The organism is Pseudoalteromonas sp. NFXS39 (assembly GCF_040148775.1).
Taxonomy (GTDB): domain Bacteria; phylum Pseudomonadota; class Gammaproteobacteria; order Enterobacterales; family Alteromonadaceae; genus Pseudoalteromonas; species Pseudoalteromonas apostichopi.
In genome coordinates this window covers 145,943-162,761 of record NZ_JAGDEC010000005.1, presented here as the reverse complement: position 1 = coordinate 162,761, position 16,819 = coordinate 145,943, and the positions used below count along the sequence as shown (strand labels likewise).

The 16,819-nt window shown below is 40.5% G+C and carries 14 protein-coding genes and 3 tRNA genes; 9 read left to right on the top strand and 8 right to left on the bottom strand.

All coding sequences use genetic code 11. The features are described 5' to 3' along the window. The first annotated feature begins 258 nt into the window (after window positions 1-258). Complete coding sequence (locus J3455_RS11090; protein ID WP_167657728.1) at window positions 259-621, top strand: DUF3718 domain-containing protein; 363 nt, start codon at window positions 259-261, stop codon at window positions 619-621. Window positions 622-671: 50 nt separating this feature from the next. Here J3455_RS11090 and J3455_RS11085 read toward each other — a convergent pair whose 3' ends face one another. After that, window positions 672-1,367, bottom strand: a complete 696-nt coding sequence (locus J3455_RS11085) for a DUF445 domain-containing protein (RefSeq protein ID WP_167657729.1) — start codon at window positions 1,365-1,367, stop codon at window positions 672-674. 112 nt (window positions 1,368-1,479) lie between these two features. On the opposite strand from J3455_RS11085, the gene J3455_RS11080 reads away from it, so the two are divergent. Continuing rightward, window positions 1,480-2,346, top strand: a complete 867-nt coding sequence (locus J3455_RS11080) for a fructosamine kinase family protein (RefSeq protein ID WP_349561728.1) — start codon at window positions 1,480-1,482, stop codon at window positions 2,344-2,346. A gap of 230 nt (window positions 2,347-2,576) precedes the next feature. After that, window positions 2,577-2,780: a CPXCG motif-containing cysteine-rich protein gene (locus J3455_RS11075; RefSeq protein ID WP_130051594.1), complete on the top strand. Its 204-nt coding sequence runs from the start codon at window positions 2,577-2,579 to the stop codon at window positions 2,778-2,780. Window positions 2,781-2,804: 24 nt separating this feature from the next. Here the strand turns inward: J3455_RS11075 and J3455_RS11070 are convergent, their stop codons facing one another. Continuing rightward, window positions 2,805-3,431 (bottom strand): riboflavin synthase subunit alpha, encoded by a 627-nt coding sequence (locus tag J3455_RS11070; RefSeq protein WP_349561727.1) that lies wholly within the window; start codon window positions 3,429-3,431, stop codon window positions 2,805-2,807. A 94-nt stretch (window positions 3,432-3,525) separates the two neighbouring features. Here J3455_RS11070 and J3455_RS11065 point away from each other — a divergent pair, with 94 nt between their 5' ends. The 5 genes from J3455_RS11065 to J3455_RS11045 all read left to right on the top strand — a co-directional run bounded on the left by J3455_RS11065 (window position 3,526) and on the right by J3455_RS11045 (window position 6,467). Then, complete coding sequence (locus J3455_RS11065) at window positions 3,526-4,884, top strand: MATE family efflux transporter (RefSeq protein WP_167657732.1); 1,359 nt, start codon at window positions 3,526-3,528, stop codon at window positions 4,882-4,884. Then, window positions 4,859-5,878, top strand: a complete 1,020-nt coding sequence (locus J3455_RS11060; protein WP_256854447.1) for a DUF3080 family protein — start codon at window positions 4,859-4,861, stop codon at window positions 5,876-5,878. Before J3455_RS11065 ends, J3455_RS11060 begins: the two co-directional genes overlap by 26 nt. A 113-nt stretch (window positions 5,879-5,991) precedes the next feature. Beyond that, window positions 5,992-6,068, top strand: a tRNA-Val gene (locus tag J3455_RS11055). Between the two features lie 108 nt (window positions 6,069-6,176). Continuing rightward, window positions 6,177-6,253 (top strand) — tRNA-Val (locus tag J3455_RS11050). A 129-nt stretch (window positions 6,254-6,382) separates the two neighbouring features. Beyond that, window positions 6,383-6,467 (top strand) — tRNA-OTHER (locus tag J3455_RS11045). Window positions 6,468-6,848: 381 nt separating this feature from the next. On the opposite strand, the gene J3455_RS11040 is transcribed toward J3455_RS11045, so the two are convergent. After that, a complete protein-coding gene (locus J3455_RS11040; protein WP_349561725.1) occupies window positions 6,849-8,795 on the bottom strand; it encodes a glycoside hydrolase family 97 protein in 1,947 nt (648 codons plus the stop codon). A 195-nt stretch (window positions 8,796-8,990) separates the two neighbouring features. On the opposite strand from J3455_RS11040, the gene J3455_RS11035 reads away from it, so the two are divergent. Continuing rightward, entirely contained in the window at window positions 8,991-9,899 is a 909-nt protein-coding gene (locus J3455_RS11035) for a substrate-binding periplasmic protein (RefSeq protein WP_349561724.1), read from the top strand. Window positions 9,900-9,928: 29 nt separating this feature from the next. Here J3455_RS11035 and prpF read toward each other — a convergent pair whose 3' ends face one another. From prpF to J3455_RS11010, 5 genes are all read right to left on the bottom strand, one after another. After that, a complete protein-coding gene (gene prpF / locus J3455_RS11030; RefSeq protein WP_349561723.1) occupies window positions 9,929-11,098 on the bottom strand; it encodes a 2-methylaconitate cis-trans isomerase PrpF in 1,170 nt (389 codons plus the stop codon). A 3-nt stretch (window positions 11,099-11,101) separates the two neighbouring features. After that, window positions 11,102-13,693, bottom strand: a complete 2,592-nt coding sequence (gene acnD / locus J3455_RS11025; RefSeq protein ID WP_239977270.1) for a Fe/S-dependent 2-methylisocitrate dehydratase AcnD — start codon at window positions 13,691-13,693, stop codon at window positions 11,102-11,104. Window positions 13,694-13,810: 117 nt separating this feature from the next. After that, a complete protein-coding gene (gene prpC, locus J3455_RS11020) occupies window positions 13,811-14,935 on the bottom strand; it encodes a bifunctional 2-methylcitrate synthase/citrate synthase (protein WP_130051602.1) in 1,125 nt (374 codons plus the stop codon). 24 nt (window positions 14,936-14,959) lie between these two features. Beyond that, complete coding sequence (gene prpB, locus J3455_RS11015) at window positions 14,960-15,835, bottom strand: methylisocitrate lyase (protein WP_130051603.1); 876 nt, start codon at window positions 15,833-15,835, stop codon at window positions 14,960-14,962. Between the two features lie 84 nt (window positions 15,836-15,919). Beyond that, the gene (locus tag J3455_RS11010) at window positions 15,920-16,624 is read right to left on the bottom strand and encodes a GntR family transcriptional regulator (protein ID WP_130051604.1); all 705 of its coding nucleotides are present in this window, start codon (window positions 16,622-16,624) and stop codon (window positions 15,920-15,922) included. Window positions 16,625-16,819 lie beyond the last annotated feature (195 nt).

The following is a 16,819-nucleotide window of genomic DNA, read 5'->3' as shown; positions in this document are numbered from 1 at the left end:
CACGTTTTAATAAAATAAATGAAAAAGATTTCAGCCTATTTGTGTCAAAATTCACACTTTAAAATAGCACTTATCAAGCGGTTAGTTTTGCTTGTTCACATCTACATACTTACTTACATCTTGTCGATTTTCATTAACAGCAATTGTTCTTGTTTAGCGTAATACTTTAAACGTGCCCAGCAAACAGGAAGTGTGAAGTATCCATAAAAGCGAGGTTGCACATACTAAACGTAATACGGACAACAACTGGAGAGAAAGATGAATACGTTAACTACAGCACTAGGTACAGCATTAATTTTAGGTTCTTCACTAGCAGCAACTGATGCAAGTGCAGCACAATTTGTCGCCGCAGATGACTCAGTTGGCACGCAAGCCTGTATGGCCATTGCCTCTAACAAACCATTAAACGTATCAAGCACAATGCGCGATCTACGCTTGAGCAAACGCGTAATGACAGAAAAGCTACTTTGCAATGATATGTCGACAGATAAGTTTGCAAGCACTTATGGTTTTCATAACTCAGCAAAATACTTAAATTTTGAAACAGCTACAAAAACAACTATCCAGGATATCGCTAAAGTATCTGATGACACAGTGATTGTTGTTGCTGGTTCAAAATAATGATTAATTCACTGTAGCAGGTCTTTAAAGGCCTGCTACAAGCTTCTTCATTATACTAGCGCAGCGATTAGGCCAAATAAGCCACCAAACACCCCACCCCAAATCACTAACCAACCTAAATGTTCTTTGATCATGGTTTGAATGATATCTTTTACCATTGTTGGCGTAAGCTCATTCAAACGCTCATCAACTAAACGCTCAACTGTACTATGTAAAGAGCCACCAAGATGAGAGTTGGCAAATAGCTTTTCATCAAGAATCATTTTAAATTCGTCGCTTTTTGAAATATCAATCACCGCTGCTTTCATTTTATCAATGAAAGGTTCACGCATTGGCTCTAGCGCATCACGCCCACCGAACATTGAAAGCATGCCGCCAAATTGTGAGTTTTCGATGACCTCAATTAAAGAATCATAAGCCGGACTGAGGTTAACTTCACTAATCACAGGCTCTAAATCAATGTTTGGTTTTGCTAAAGCCATCACCTGATCGATTTTCTCTTCAGCGAAGAATTCTGTCATCACCAAGTTGCGGATAGCGACTTTAAAAGAGGCAAACTTTAATGTTATGACCCCTGAGCCATATAAAAATGGTACTTTTTCGAATAGCATGTGTATAGCAAGCCAGTTTGTTACTGCGCCTGATAACGCAAATAAACCAACAGAAAGTACTATTGCTTGTTCAAATAAAAACCCGACTAATACTAATGCAAACGCCACTAAATTAGTAATGAGACTTTTATTCATCTGACCCCTCATAAATACTTCGATAAACTTTAATAATATTAACGCTATGGGTTTGTTAATTCATCGTCTTTTTGCCATAGTTTAACTATATGGTTAAAAGGCGAACAAAATTATGTGGAATTCAGTGAATGAACAGATTAGCCAAGCGATGCATTTTGATTTTAAGCATACCTTTAAACGCCAATTAAAATCGCCAAATAACGACAGATACTTCCAAATTGGTGATGATTTACATCACTTCTTTGTGAAAGTAGCTCATTTGAGTGATCTTGAGCGCTTAGAATGCGAAGCCTTGAACCTTAAGCTTTTAACTCAAGAAAGCCTATATATGATCCCAGATTGCATAACAACAGGTTGCAACATAGAGTTTTCATTTATGGTGCTTGAATGGTTAGAGCTTGATAAACAGCCTCATAATAATACTAATTGGCATGAAATGGGTGAGTATCTTGCCAATTTGCACCAAAAACATACTCAAGCCATGTTCGGCTTCGATAACGACAACTTTCTTGGCTCAACTCTACAACCTAATCGCTGGCACAAAAAATGGGATGTATTTTTTGCTGAAGAACGAATAGGTTGGCAATTACAGCTATTACAAGAAAAAGGCATAGAGCTTGTCGATCAAGATACCTTTATTGCCTTTGTTAAAGATGCTCTGCATAGCCATGTTGTTGAGCCTTCATTATTACACGGTGATTTTTGGCGCCGGAATATGGGCTTTTATAATAATGTACCTAGTGTGTTTGACCCTGCTTGTTATTATGGTGATCGGGAATGCGATATTGCAACGAGCGAGCTTTATGCCCCACTCCCCGATAGCTTTTATGATGCCTATAACGATATCTACCCACTGCAGGTAGGTTACGAGCATCGTAGAGCTATTTACCAACTATACCCAATGCTCAATAATGCCAACATATTTGCCGGGCACTATCTTACTGAAGCAAAACAACATATTCAGCAGCTACTAAAATAACCGCGAAATCACTGTAAAATGGATGTCATAAACTACTAAACGTGACTATATTTATCTTATAAGGCGTATAAACAAAGATGCTAGCCGTTTGTTGTAGCACTACGCTTATAAACAATTCGGTTAGTGAGTTATACCAATCTGATTAAATCTACATTCATTTTTTATGTTTTAGAGTTTAATTCAGATTGCAATTTAACGAACTCAGGCATGCCTGATTAAGGTAAAAGCTGATGAAAGACCATTACACACAACGGATTTCATGCCCTCATTGTGGTCACCACATTCATGTGGCACTTGATGCTAGCGACGGTGACCAAGACTATTATGAAGATTGCAGTGCATGCTGCAACCCTATCCATTTGAATATGCATATAGATTACGCACACAATAAACTTGAGTTACATGTCGATAGCGATGACGAGCAAATTTTTTAATTTGCTCGTTTTATATATCTATACTTATTTTGCTTGTTGCTCTAGATAATTTTCGACCGTATTAATAATGGTATAAGTTTGCTGATCGACTTCAATATTTAACTTATCGCCTTCGCAATAGTTATCTAGATTGGTAATAGCCAGTGTTTCTGGGATCAAGTGCAGCCAAAAGCCCAGCTCATCTACTTCACCTACGGTGAGGCTTGCACCGTTAACACTCACAAATCCCTTATACAACACGTATTTTTGCCACTCTTTTGCTAATGATAATTGCATTTTACAGTTATCTTGAAGGTGGTTAATTGACAGTATTTCGGCCATACAATGAATGTGGCCCGACACGATATGGCCTCCCAGTTCAGTACCAAAGGTCACTGAGCGCTCAAAATTCACCGTATCATTTAAAGTTAACATACCTAGGTTGGTCAACTTTAATGTTTCATCAATCACATCAAAATCAATAACACAGCTACCAAGGGAGTCAGAGTCAAACTTAACGACGGTTAAACAGCAGCCATTAACGGCAATGCTTGCACCAATATTCAGATTTTTAGCAAATTGCTGCCCTACTTTTAATGATAGCCTTAGCACACCACCTTGATTATTAGCCTTAACCACAACAGCTTGCGTTTGCACAATTCCAGTGAACATCGCTTTCTCTTTTCTTCATTAAATAGATAACTGCGATTTTTATTGATCTATGAATAGATTACAATGGCTGCCTGTTTATTTAGTCGTGTAAATTATGTCTTTTTGTAGTTGGGAAGCCAAAAGGTTAATTTCGTTAGCCATTCCAGTATTTTTGGCACAAGTAACGCTTATTTTAATGACGGTTGTTGATACCGTGATGGCAGGCCAAGTAAGTGCAACGGACTTGGCGGCGCTCTCTATTGCAACGGGTATTTGGAATCCGTTAATGCTCGCACTGCAGGGCATTTTATTGGCTTTAACTGGCATTATTGCGCAGTTTGCTGGCTCAAATGATAAACAAGGTATTAGCCACTACTTTCAACAAGGATTATATCTTGCCCTAATACTCGCTATTATTGGTTTAGGGCTAGCAAGCCTTGCTGATACCGTGCTTGTTCAACTTGATACCTCACAGTCTATTACCCATTTAGCCGAGCAATATATTCATTTTGTTAAATGGGGGATTTTCGGTTTTTTACTTTTCAGTGTATATCGCAATATTACTGAAGGTATGGGTATGACCAAACCTGCTTTTTACATTAGCTTAATTGGTTTAGCGGTAAATATTCCAGCAAATTACGTGTTTATACATGGTAAGTTAGGTTTTCAAGCCTATGGTGGCGCTGGCTGTGGTATTGCCACCGCACTAGTATTTACAGCAATGGCGCTAACTCAGGTTGTTTATTGTCACTTTAGTAAAAAGGTTGATGCCAAAGCATTGTTAGCAAATTTTACCGGACCTAAACCTGCGACTTTATGGACCATAACCAAAGTAGGTATCCCAATTTCTTTGGCCACGTTTTTTGAAGTAACCTTATTCGCTTGTATTCCGCTGTTTATAGCGCATCTGGGAGCAGTTGCCGTTGCGGGTCATCAAATTGCAGCAAGTGTTACTACATTACTGTTTATGATGCCGTTGAGCCTCTCAATTGCAATTAGCATACGAATAGGTAACCTATTTGGCCAACAACATTATCAACAGTTAAGAAATGCTGTTAATACCAGTTATATTTTAGCGGCGATAATCGCTTTTATGCTGGCAAGTGTGACCTTCTTTGCGCGAGATATTATTAGCCAATTGTATTCTGACAACCCTGAAGTATTGGCTCTTGCTTCTTCAATAATGGTGTTAGCTTGCATCTATCAATTACCTGATGCATTGCAAGTTTCTGCCAATGGTATTTTACGAGGGTTAAAATACACGGCACCAATTGGTTATATCACCTTTGTATCGTATTGGTTGATCGGCTTTGCGCTTGGCTTCGTACTTGCTCGTACAGATTTAATTGTTCCAGCGATGGGCCCTCATGGCTTTTGGATAGGTATTATTGTGGGTTTAAGTGCCGCTGCAATTATGTTGATGTTCACTGTTCATAGGCGATTTAAACATGCACCTTTTTTGCAAAACCAATAGCCTTGTAAATTCTATTATCGCAATAGCGTGCACGGCACTTATTGCCTGCACACCCTCTTCGGGCGATGTAAATCACACCTACGCACAAAGATTAGAAAACGTGCTCAAAACTGATAGTTTTAAGCTATCTAAACCGAGTACACTGAACGTTAAGCATTTCGCTTATGATAACGATGAAAAAGCAACTATTGGCATGCTCGAGCTTGCACAGTTACGACAGTGTAAGCTATCTACACTCATCGCTGAGCATAATAACCAGCTTGGTAAAACGGCAACACCCGCTAATATTCTAAGTTATCAGATTAAATTTTTACAAAGCGCAAATGAGTGTTTAGAAAGCTTTGAAAAACAAGATGAATTGTTTGAAAAAATAAAACTTACTGCCGCACAAAAACAAGCAAACCTTCCTAACTACTTTAAAGCTATGCTGCTAAACGAAAGCGAATTTAAACAAAGCTGGCAGCTAAGTTCGACATACATCGATGAAAACTCAGCAGGTTTTAGTGAAACCGTGAGCGCGATGGAGCAGATTGCTAAATTAAACAATAAAATTAATACCGGTAGAATAAACGATATAGACCCAGAGCAAATCATTAGCCAATTAGAAGTGTTAAACCGTTTTAAATATAACAAGTTGTTAATATCGGCGGCACGCGCGCAAACACATTACAATCAGCAATTAACACAACAACTTATGCAGTACTCAAAAGATGATCTCTGCCCTGCCAATAAGAATAAACAAAAGGCACAAACGCTAAGTAATGTATTTAAAAAATTCTATTTAGAGCAATTACAACCTTATCAATCATTCTTGGTGGGTAGATTAGAAACCCTACAACCGCTTTATCATCAAATATGGCGTGACACTGAAATGGACCATTTTGTGGATAGCGAAAGTAATGACGCAATTTTACACCGCCTTAAACAATCTGCTAAAAGCCATGTTGCTTGGTGGCAAGATTTCTATCGAGCGTGCGAAATTAGTCCGTTATGAATAAAAAACCAGCACTTAGCACAAAAATAGCTAAAGCTGCTTGATTCACACAACTAGTCGCTATATATTAGCCTCCGTTGTTTAGCCACGCTAACAACTATTCAAATCAAAATACAACCGTAGCTCAGTTGGTTAGAGCACTACCTTGACATGGTAGGGGTCGGTGGTTCGAATCCACTCGGTTGTACCATGATTTAGGTATAACTAAAGGAAAGAGCACTACCACTCTTAATGGCCCTGTCCAAAGGTCGGTGGTTCGAATCCACTCGGTTGTACCAATCTTGATTTTTATTTCAGTACGACCGTAGCTCAGTTGGTTAGAGCGCTACCTTGACATGGTAGAGGTCGGTGGTTCGAATCCACTCGGTCGTACCAATTCTATTTTTCCTTATTTAAAATATTCCGTAACTCAGTTGGTTAGCGCACTACCGCTCTCTATGGCCCGGTCCAAAGGTCAATAGTTCAAATCTACTCGGTTGTAGCAATCTTGATTTTTATTTCAGTACGACCGTAGCTCAGTTGGTTAGAGCGCTACCGCTCTCTACGACCCGCTCCAAATTCGGTGGTTCGAATCCACTCGGTCGTACCAATTCTATTTTTCCTTATTTAAAATATCCCGTAGCTCAGTTGATTAGAGCACTACCACTCTCTATGACCCGGTCCAAAGGTCGGTGGTTCGAATCCACTCGGTTGTACCAATTCTAATTTCCTTAGTTTAAATATTCTGTAACTCAGTTAGTTAGCGCACTACCACTCTTAATGGCCCGGTCCAAGGGTCGGTAGTTCGAATCCACTCGGTTGTACCAATTCTATTTTTTCTTATTTAAAATATCCTGTAGCTCAGTTTATTAGCGCATCCCTGCTCTCTGTGACCCACGTCTAATTTAACAAGGCAAATAGAGGTATAAAAAAGCGAGCAACCTGCTCGCTTTTCTATACTTGGCTTTTTTCATCACCTATAAACTTACATTTAGCGACCAATTATCAGTGCGCCACCTTGGGCTAATAAGTTTAAGCTCAACTTACCACTGTTACTCACTTTTACTTTCTTGATACCAGCACTGCCATCTTTTTTATCAAACAACATGGTGATTTTTTTGCCCGCTAACATAGGCAAATCGATATCTAATGTTTTGGCTTTATTTTCACCATTCACAGCTGCTACCCACCATGTTTGCTGATGACGCCTTGCGATAGTTGCATCTTGACCTGGCTGGCCAGCGATATAACGTGTTTCATCCCATACCGTTGGCATCGCCTTTAAAGTATCAATAACAAATTGAGGTTGTTCTGCAAGGTTATTTGGCGTCAGGCCAAAATGTTGCACAGGTGATTGATAAAGCACACCTGTTGCCAGTTCAAATGTATCTGTGGTTTTACGAATAGTGCCGACTGTTTGATCTTGAGATAAGCGCTTGTTTAAAAACACTGGGGCAAAATCCATAGCGCCAATAGCATTACGGGTGAACGGTAAAATTGTCGCGTTATAGGCATGTAAATCTAACGAATTTTGATGAAAAACAAGGTTCTCCGATGCTAGAACTGCTTCAGATGTGACGAAGTTAGGATACATTCTTTCCCAACCACGCGGAATGGTACTGCCGTGAAAAGTGATCACTAAACCGTACTGATTAGCATCCGTTAAAATATTTTCATAAAGTTTGATAGTTTCTTGTTTGTCGCCACCAAAAAAGTCAACTTTAAGGCCTTTAACGCCAATGCTTTGTAGCCAAGCCATTTCATTTCTTCTTATAGGCGCGGTATTCATTCTATTCTTTGGTGTTTGTGGTGCATCATTCCACCAGCCATTTGAGTTGTACCACAATATAACATCAACGCCTTTACTATTGGCGTATTCGACTAATTTAGCCATTCTGTCACGACCAATGTTTTGATCCCAACCACTATCGATTAATACATATTCAAAATTTAGAGATGCAGCGAGATCTATAAATTTTACTTGGTCGTCATAGTTAATACTTGGATCTTGCCATACGATCCAGCTCCATGTTGAGCGCCCCATAGTATATTCTTGATTTGCTTGATAAAGCGGTTTAACCAGATCAAATGCGACTGTTGACTCAACAATAGGCTTTAAACTGGTCCCTAAAGTAATAGTACGCCAAGGAGTCATTGCAGGCATAGACATAGCTGCGTAGGTTGCTCCAATACCATTATTCTCACCGGCTTGAGGAAATGAAACTCGATAAATACCGTCTTTCGTGCCTTCGCTCAATTTTGAGCCTACATAATGGCTATCTACACCAGTTTCAGAAATTAAAAGCCAACCTTTATCGCTATTTTTAAATAAAGCAGGAAAGGTATACCCCACGCCATTCGCTGACGGTGTACCAAGAGCTTCATTAAAGGTGTAAGGCTCTTCGTAACTTGGTTTTGTTTGCATCCAGCCTGTTTCAGGTAAGGCTTGCGGGCTAATAAATGTAGTTGCATCGTCGGGTAAATTAAAAGCACTATATTCAGATAGCACCTTGATTCGGGTATCTGTTTCAACACCCGTGACTTGGTAACGAAATGCAACATCGTGATCAGAAACATTAAACTGCACACCAAGCACTCTACCATCTTTGTTTTCAAACTGTACTTTTAAGGTGTTCGCGGTGTAGTTTATTTCACTCGCCTTTGCATTATGCAGCTTATAACTCTCTTTTATAGAAGCCGTTGTATGGCTCTTATATTTTAAACTTTGTGAAAGGTCGCCAAGGTTAGTATTTAAACCAAGCTGAGATGGTTCCAAAAATACTTGCTTGCCATAAGTTACACTATAAACAATTTGGTTTTGCTGTTCTTCAAGCTTGACTGTTAATTGTCCATCAGGACTTGTAAGACTAAGCGGTAGTTGTGCGTGAGCAAGCAAAGAGCTTACTAGCAGTGAAATATAGATACTTGATTTTATCATTATTGTTGTCCTTAAGCTGCAAAAAACCCTGTAGATAATATCATAATACAAATTGATTGTTTTGTCATTCTAGCCCATTTATGTGTGCAGTGATCGTAAAACGCACTAGCCTAGTAAATAATGTTACAGTTAATTGGTTGTATATTTACTACAAAAGACTAAGCTTTATTTAAATAACAAAAACTTAGACAATTTATGAAACTACTGACCGTATTTTTATTATTTGCTTCATTTCAAGCCTTTGCAGGCCTAACGGCTGTCAGCTTTCAAAAAAATGGCGAAATAGCGACTGAAGAAGCTGTTCGTTTTAACGGTGGTTATGGTTATAACCTAGATGCAAATCATGTTTTAAAACTAGTAACCTTAGATTGGCCTCCCTATATTGATGAAAACCTATGTAACAAAGGTTGGTTATTCCAATTCACAGTGGGCTCCCTATTAGAGAAAGGCTATGGCGTACATATTAGTTTTTACCCTTGGGCACGTGCTGTTAGAGAGGCGGAATTAGGCCGAGCTGACATTCTCTTTCCGGAATACTTCATCGAAGACAATGTGGTATCTGATAATTTTCTCAACAAAACCCGCAACGATTTACTCGCTTTGAGTCATGCTATTCCTGGAGGTTATTTATCATTCGTTGCATTAAAAGGAAATCAAATTCCATTTAATGGTGATTTAAATTCAGTAAAAGACCTACCTATTGGTGTGGTCCGTTCATATAAAAACACCAAAGAATTAGATGCCATGATTGATAATAAAGAGATCGATACAATCGTCGCAAATAATGAATACCAGTTAATCCACCTCTTACTAAGTAATCGAGTCAGCTTGATTGTGGCAGACCTTGAGGTACTAAAAGCAAGCATATATAAGTCTGAATTATCAATGAGTGGTAAACAGCAAATGCTAGAATCACTCGTAGCGCTAGAACCTAAACTTGAATACAAACCACTGTATTATTCTGTCAGTAAATCAACACCACACTGGCAAAAGGTTTTAAAAGACTTAAATGATGAAATTGAGTTGATGCAAGCCAGCGGCAAGTTTGACGAGTTTATACAAGGTATGAAACAACAATGCTACGCAAACGATAAAGCGGCGTAAACGCCGCTTTATTTTGAAAGTATTGTGCTCTATTGCGGCACTCTAACCCACCCTTCCATAAGCACTCGAGCACTTCGACTCATACTTGCTTTGGTAACTTGCCAATTACCATCAACAAGTGTTGCAGCAGCACCCACTTTTAATGTGCCAGAAGGGTGACCAAAGTTTACCTCCTGACGCTCACCACCACCTGCAGCAAGGTTCACCAAGGTACCAGGAATGGCAGCAGCGGTACCTATTGCAACAGCAGCCGTGCCCATCATGGCATGGTGCAATTTACCCATCGACATAGCGCGTACCACTAAATCAATATCAGTATCACTGACAACTTTACCGCTTGATGCATGATAGGTTTTTGCCGGTGCAACCCATGCTACTTTTGGTGTATGTTGGCGAGCTTTAGCTTCATCAAGATGAGAAATTAGCCCCATTTTCAACGCCCCGTAGGCGCGAATCGTTTCTAACTTTTCAAGTGCCGATGCATCACCGTTTATTGCTTCTTGCAGCTCTGTACCATCATAGCCAACTTCACTGGCGTTGATGAACACAGTTGGGATACCCGCATTGATCATCGTCGCAGACAACATACCAATACCCGGAACTTCAAGTTCATCAACTAAATTACCTGTTGGAAATAATGCGCCTTCACCGTCTGCTGGGTCCATAAATTCAAGTTTTACTTCTGCAGCAGGAAATGTCACGCCATCAAGCTCAAAATCACCGGTTTCTTGCACTTCGCCATTGGTAATTGGCACATGTACTATTATGGTTTTACTTATATTGACTTGCCATACTTTAACTTCAACAATGCCATTTTCAAGAATTTTACTGGCATCTACAAGACCATTAGATACTGCAAAAGCCCCTACTGCTGAGGTTAAATTACCGCAGTTACCACTCCAATCAACGAACGCTCTATCGATAGCAACTTGACCAAATAAATAATCAACATCGTGGTTAGGTTTATCACTTTTCGATAAAATTACAGTTTTGCTCGTACTTGAGGTTGCACCACCCATACCGTCAGTTTGTTTTTGGTAAGGATCAGGGCTACCAATCACACGTAATAACAAGTTGTCGCGTGCTTCACCTGCCACTTGGGCAGGCTCAGGTAAATCAGTTAAGTTAAAGAACACCCCTTTACTGGTACCGCCACGCATATAGGTTGCTGGCACCTTTATTTGTGGTTTAAACGTCATAGTTTAGTGCTCCTCAGATTCTAAGAAATCTTGCGCGAAACGTTGCAGCACGCCCCCTGCTGAATAGATTGATACTTCTTCAGCGGTATCTAAACGACAAGTCATAGGTACTTCTTCAGTTTCACCGTTAGCACGTGTAATAACAAGTGTAAGCGTAGCTCCAGGTGTTGGCTCACCTTTCACGCTAAAGGTCTCACTACCATCAATACCTAATGTAGTTCGTGTCGTGCCGGCTTTAAATTCTAGCGGTAATACGCCCATACCAATCAGGTTAGTGCGGTGAATACGTTCAAAACCTTCGGCTGCAATAACTTGAACACCTGCAAGGCGTACACCTTTAGCTGCCCAGTCACGTGATGAGCCTTGGCCATAATCGGCACCTGCCACAATGATAAGCGGTTGTTTACGCTGCATGTAGGTTTCGATTGCTTCCCACATACGAGTCACTTTACCTTCTGGTTCAATGCGAGCGTATGAACCTTGCTTTACTTCACCATTCTCTTTAACCATTTCATTCAGTAACTTAGGGTTGGCGAATGTAGCGCGTTGCGCTGTTAAATGGTCGCCTCGGTGAGTAGCATACGAGTTAAAATCTTCTTCAGGAAGGCCCATTTTAGCTAGGTACTCACCAGCAGCACTTGACGCTAAAATCGCATTTGAAGGCGATAAGTGGTCAGTGGTGATGTTGTCGCCTAGTACGGCTAATGCACGCATATCAGTAAGAGAACGCTCACCTGCTAACGCCCCCTCCCAATATGGTGGTCGACGAATATAAGTACTTTGTGGACGCCATTGATAAAGCGGATCGTTGTCTTCGCCATAATCAACACTTAAGTCGAACATTGGCTCATAGACCTTTTTAAACTGCTCAGGTTTAACACTTTGTTTGATCACTGCATCAATTTCTTCATCGCTTGGCCATAAATCCATTAGGCGAATTTCGTTACCTTCCTGATCATGCCCTAATACATCTTTTTCGATATCAAAACGAATAGTACCAGCAATGGCATAAGCAACAACCAGTGGCGGTGAAGCTAAGAATGCTTGTTTTGCATATGGATGAATACGACCATCAAAATTACGGTTACCCGAAAGTACAGCTGTTGCGTATAAGTCACGGTCAATTACTTCTTGCTGAATTTTTGGATCTAGCGCACCGCTCATGCCGTTACACGTCGTACATGCAAAGGCAACAATACCAAAGCCAAGTTGTTCAAGCTCAGGTAACAAATTAGCTTCTTCTAGGTAAGATTTCACCGCTTTAGAGCCCGGTGCCAGTGATGTTTTAACCCATGGCTTACGGGTTAAACCTTTGGCGTTGGCATTACGTGCAAGTAAACCTGCAGCAATAACGTTGCGTGGGTTACTTGTATTTGTACAGCTTGTAATTGCTGCGATAATACACGCGCCATCAGGCATTAAGCCTTCTTCATTTTCAACAACACCAGTAATACCCGCTTTATCAAGTTCGCTGGTTGCAACACGGCGATGTGGATTAGATGGACCCGCAATATTTCGACCTACAGATGACAAATCAAAGGTTAATACACGCTCATATTCTGCCGTTTTTAGACTATCACTCCAAAGACCAGTTTCTTTTGCATAGATTTCGACTAGCTTAACTTGCTCTTCTTCACGGCCAGTCAAACGTAGGTAATCAAGCGTATTGTCATCGATGTAGAACATCGCAGCAGTTGCACCAAACTCTGGTGTCATATTTGAGATAGTTGCTCTATCACCCAGTGTCAGTGCCTCGGCACCTTCACCATAAAATTCAAGATAGGTCGAAACGACTTTTTCATTGCGTAAAAATTCGGTGATCGCTAATACAATATCGGTTGCAGTAATACCCGGTTGTGGTTTACCTGTCAGCTCAACCCCCACAATATCAGGTAAACGCATGTAAGATGCGCGGCCAAGCATCACGCTTTCAGCTTCAAGACCACCTACACCAACTGCAATAACACCTAGTGCATCCACCATTGGTGTATGGCTATCTGTACCAACCAGTGTATCTGGGAAAGCCACACCGTCACGTTTTTGGATCACAGGCGACATTTTCTCTAAATTAATTTGATGCATAATGCCGTTACCCGGCGGTATCACATCAATATTTTTAAATGCTGTTTTCGTCCAATTAATAAAGTGGAATCGGTCATCGTTCCGACGGTCTTCAATAGCACGGTTTTTTTCGAAGGCATCTGGCTCAAAACCTGCGTGTTCAACAGCTAATGAATGATCAACAATTAACTGAGTTGGTACCACAGGATTTACTTTTGCAGGATCTCCCCCTTTTGCAGCAATCGCATCACGAAGGCCGGCTAAATCAACTAACGCTGTTTGACCTAAGATATCGTGACATACTACGCGTGCAGGAAACCATGGAAAGTCTAAATCACGTTTTCTTTCAATCAATTGCGAAAGTGCATCATTAAGCATTTCAGGTTCACAACGACGCACTAAGTTTTCGGCAAGGACACGTGATGTATAAGGAAGTGTGGCATAGCTGCCCGGTTTAATTGCATCAACAGCAGCGCGAGTATCAAAATAATCGACCCCAGTGCCTGCTAATGGTTTTCTAAAATTTGTATTCATGATGATTCTACTTGTACTTGGTGACGGTGAATAAAGGTGGGCTGATTATTTTTATTATTCTTACGCCCCTTCATAAAGGGGCAGCTAAGCTACCCCTATCACTGATTTAATTAACGATTAGCGCTCTGAAATTGGCGTATAGCTTCGCGCTTCTGGTCCCGTATAATCAGCACTTGGGCGAATAATACGGTTATTAGCACGTTGCTCTTTCACGTGTGCAGTCCAACCAGTTACACGACTCATCACGAAAATTGGCGTAAATAACTTAGTTGGAATACCCATGAAGTGATACGCAGATGCATGGAAGAAATCAGCATTACAGAATAATTTCTTTTCACGCCACATAACTTCTTCACAGCGAACAGAGACAGGATAGAGAACATCATCACCCACTTCGGCAGCCAGTTTTTCAGACCATTTTTTGATGATCACGTTACGTGGATCTGATTCACGGTAAATAGCGTGACCAAAGCCCATAATCTTGTCTTTACGTTCAAGCATACCCATTAGCGCCTCTTCAGCTTGATCTGCACTTGTAAAGCCTTCAATCATATCCATAGCCGCTTCGTTAGCACCACCATGTAATGGACCACGTAAGCTACCAATAGCCCCCGTTACACAAGAGTGAATATCTGACAATGTTGATGCACATACACGCGCTGTAAATGTCGATGCATTGAACTCATGCTCTGCGTATAGAATTAATGAGACATTCATTACTTGCTCAAATAATGCCGATGGCGCTTTATCGTGCAATAAATTTAAGAAATGTGCGCCTACCGAATCATCATCAGTCTCAGTTTCAATCCGAACGCCGTCATGGCTAAAGCGATACCAATAACAAATAATACTTGGGAATACGGCAACTAGGCGGTCAATCGCATCATTCGCCTCAGAGAAATCATGCTCCATTTCTAGGTTACCTAGCATTGAACAACCAGTACGCATTACATCCATTGGGTGCGCGTCTTTAGGAATGTTCTCAAGCACTGTTTTTAGTGCATCTGGTAAACCACGTAGTGATTTTAGCTTTGCTTTATATTCTGTAAGCTCAGACTCTGTTGGTAATTCACCACGCGACAATAAAAAAGATACTTCTTCAAACTGTGCTTTCTCTGCTAATTCGCTAATATCATAACCACAATATGTTAAACCTGAACCTGATTTACCTACTGTACACAGTGCTGTTTCACCTGCTACTTGACCACGTAAACCTGCGCCGCCTAATGCTTTATCTACCATGAGTGTTCTCCTTATATGTTGTCGTTATGATTTTTTAGCTGAGAAAAGATTATCTAGTGTGTTTTCATATGAGTGATAATCTAAAAACTCATATAATTCCGCACGTGTTTGCATGTTGTCTACTTGGCTTTGTTGCGAGCCTTCGCTAAGAATAGACGAATACACATTAAGTGCAGCTTTGTTCATAGCTCTAAATGCACTTAGTGGATAAAGTACAATTTCAACACCCACTTCGCTTAATTGCTCAGCTGTATATAGCGGTGTCTGGCCAAACTCAGTGATGTTCGCAAGAATTGGAACATTTAACGCTTTAGCAAATGCTTGGTAGTCGGCTAAATCATGCACAGCTTCTGCAAAGATTGCGTCGGCACCTGCTTCAACACATGCAGCAGCGCGGTCAATGGCCGCATTTAAACCTTCTTTTTGGAATGCATCAGTACGTGCCATGATGTAAAAATCGCTATCAGTTTTCGCATCTACCGCAGCTTTAATACGGTCAACCATTTCATCTTTTGACACGATTTCTTTATTAGGGCGATGACCACAACGTTTTTGTGCAACTTGGTCTTCAATATGGAAACCTGCAGCACCTGCCTTAGTCATTTCTTTCACTGTGCGTGCAATATTAAATGCACCACCCCAGCCTGTATCAGCATCAACTAGAAGTGGTAAGTCGGTAGCGCTGGTAATTCGACGAATATCTTCAAGTACGTTATCTAAGCTTGTCATACCTAAATCTGGCATGCCGTATGATGCGTTAGCAACACCTGCACCTGAGAGGTAAAGTGCTTGGTGACCTGTTTTTTCTGCCATCATTGCGCAGTACGCATTGACGGTGCCAACCACTTGTAGTGGCTTATTGTTTGCGATTGCCTGTTTGAACTTTAATCCTGCTGACATTGGATAACTCCTATCTTTGAACGGTTTCAGCTCTTTGGCTGAATCTAATTTTTAAATCTAAATTATGACTGTTTAACGACTGCACTACTGTTTTTTTGCTGCTAGTAAGTCAAACTTAGTCTGAATATTTGCCTGAGACGCACTTATGTGGCGCTTCATAAGCATTTCTGCTAATTCCCCGTCATGGTTTTCAATAGCATTGATAATTGCCAAGTGTTCATCAAATGCTTTTGATACACGTGGCCCAACCATACCCATTTGTACACGGTACATACGAATTAACTGGTACAACTCATTACATAAAAGATGAATTAGGTGCGCGTTTTTAGAGCCTTTAATAATGCGATAATGAAAATCAAGGTCGCCCGCTTCTTGGTAGTATGATTCACCTTCTTTTACACGCTGTGTTTGTAAATGCTGGTTCAATAACTGCTTTAAACCCTGCACTTCTTCAGGTTCCATGTTGTCGGCAGCTAACCGACAAGCCAGCCCTTCTAGAGCACTACGTACCTGATATACTTCGATTAAACGCTCAGCAGTCAGTGCTACAACACGACAACCGACATTCGCTTTACGCTCTACCAAATAACAGCTTTCTAAACGATTTAATGCCTCTCTTAAGGTGGCACGACTTACACCATAGCGTTTCGCTAATTCTGGCTCAGAAATTTTGCTACCCTGCTCAATGGTGCCTTGTACAATTTCACGACGCATGTCGACAAACACTTGGTCTGATGCAGTTGTGATCGTGATATCGTTGTAGTTATCGTTGGCTTTTTGCTCTGTCATAAATAAGTCTATCAAAGTACTAAATTAGGATTGTCGACAATTTGTAAGTTCACTATGCGCTCTAACATGAAAAGTGTCAACCTCGAGATCAGCAAAATAGACTAAAAAACCACCAAAATGTCGACATAAAATGATATTTGTCAAAAATAATGGCTATAAACAACATTTATATTGCCAATTTGTCGACACTTCAAC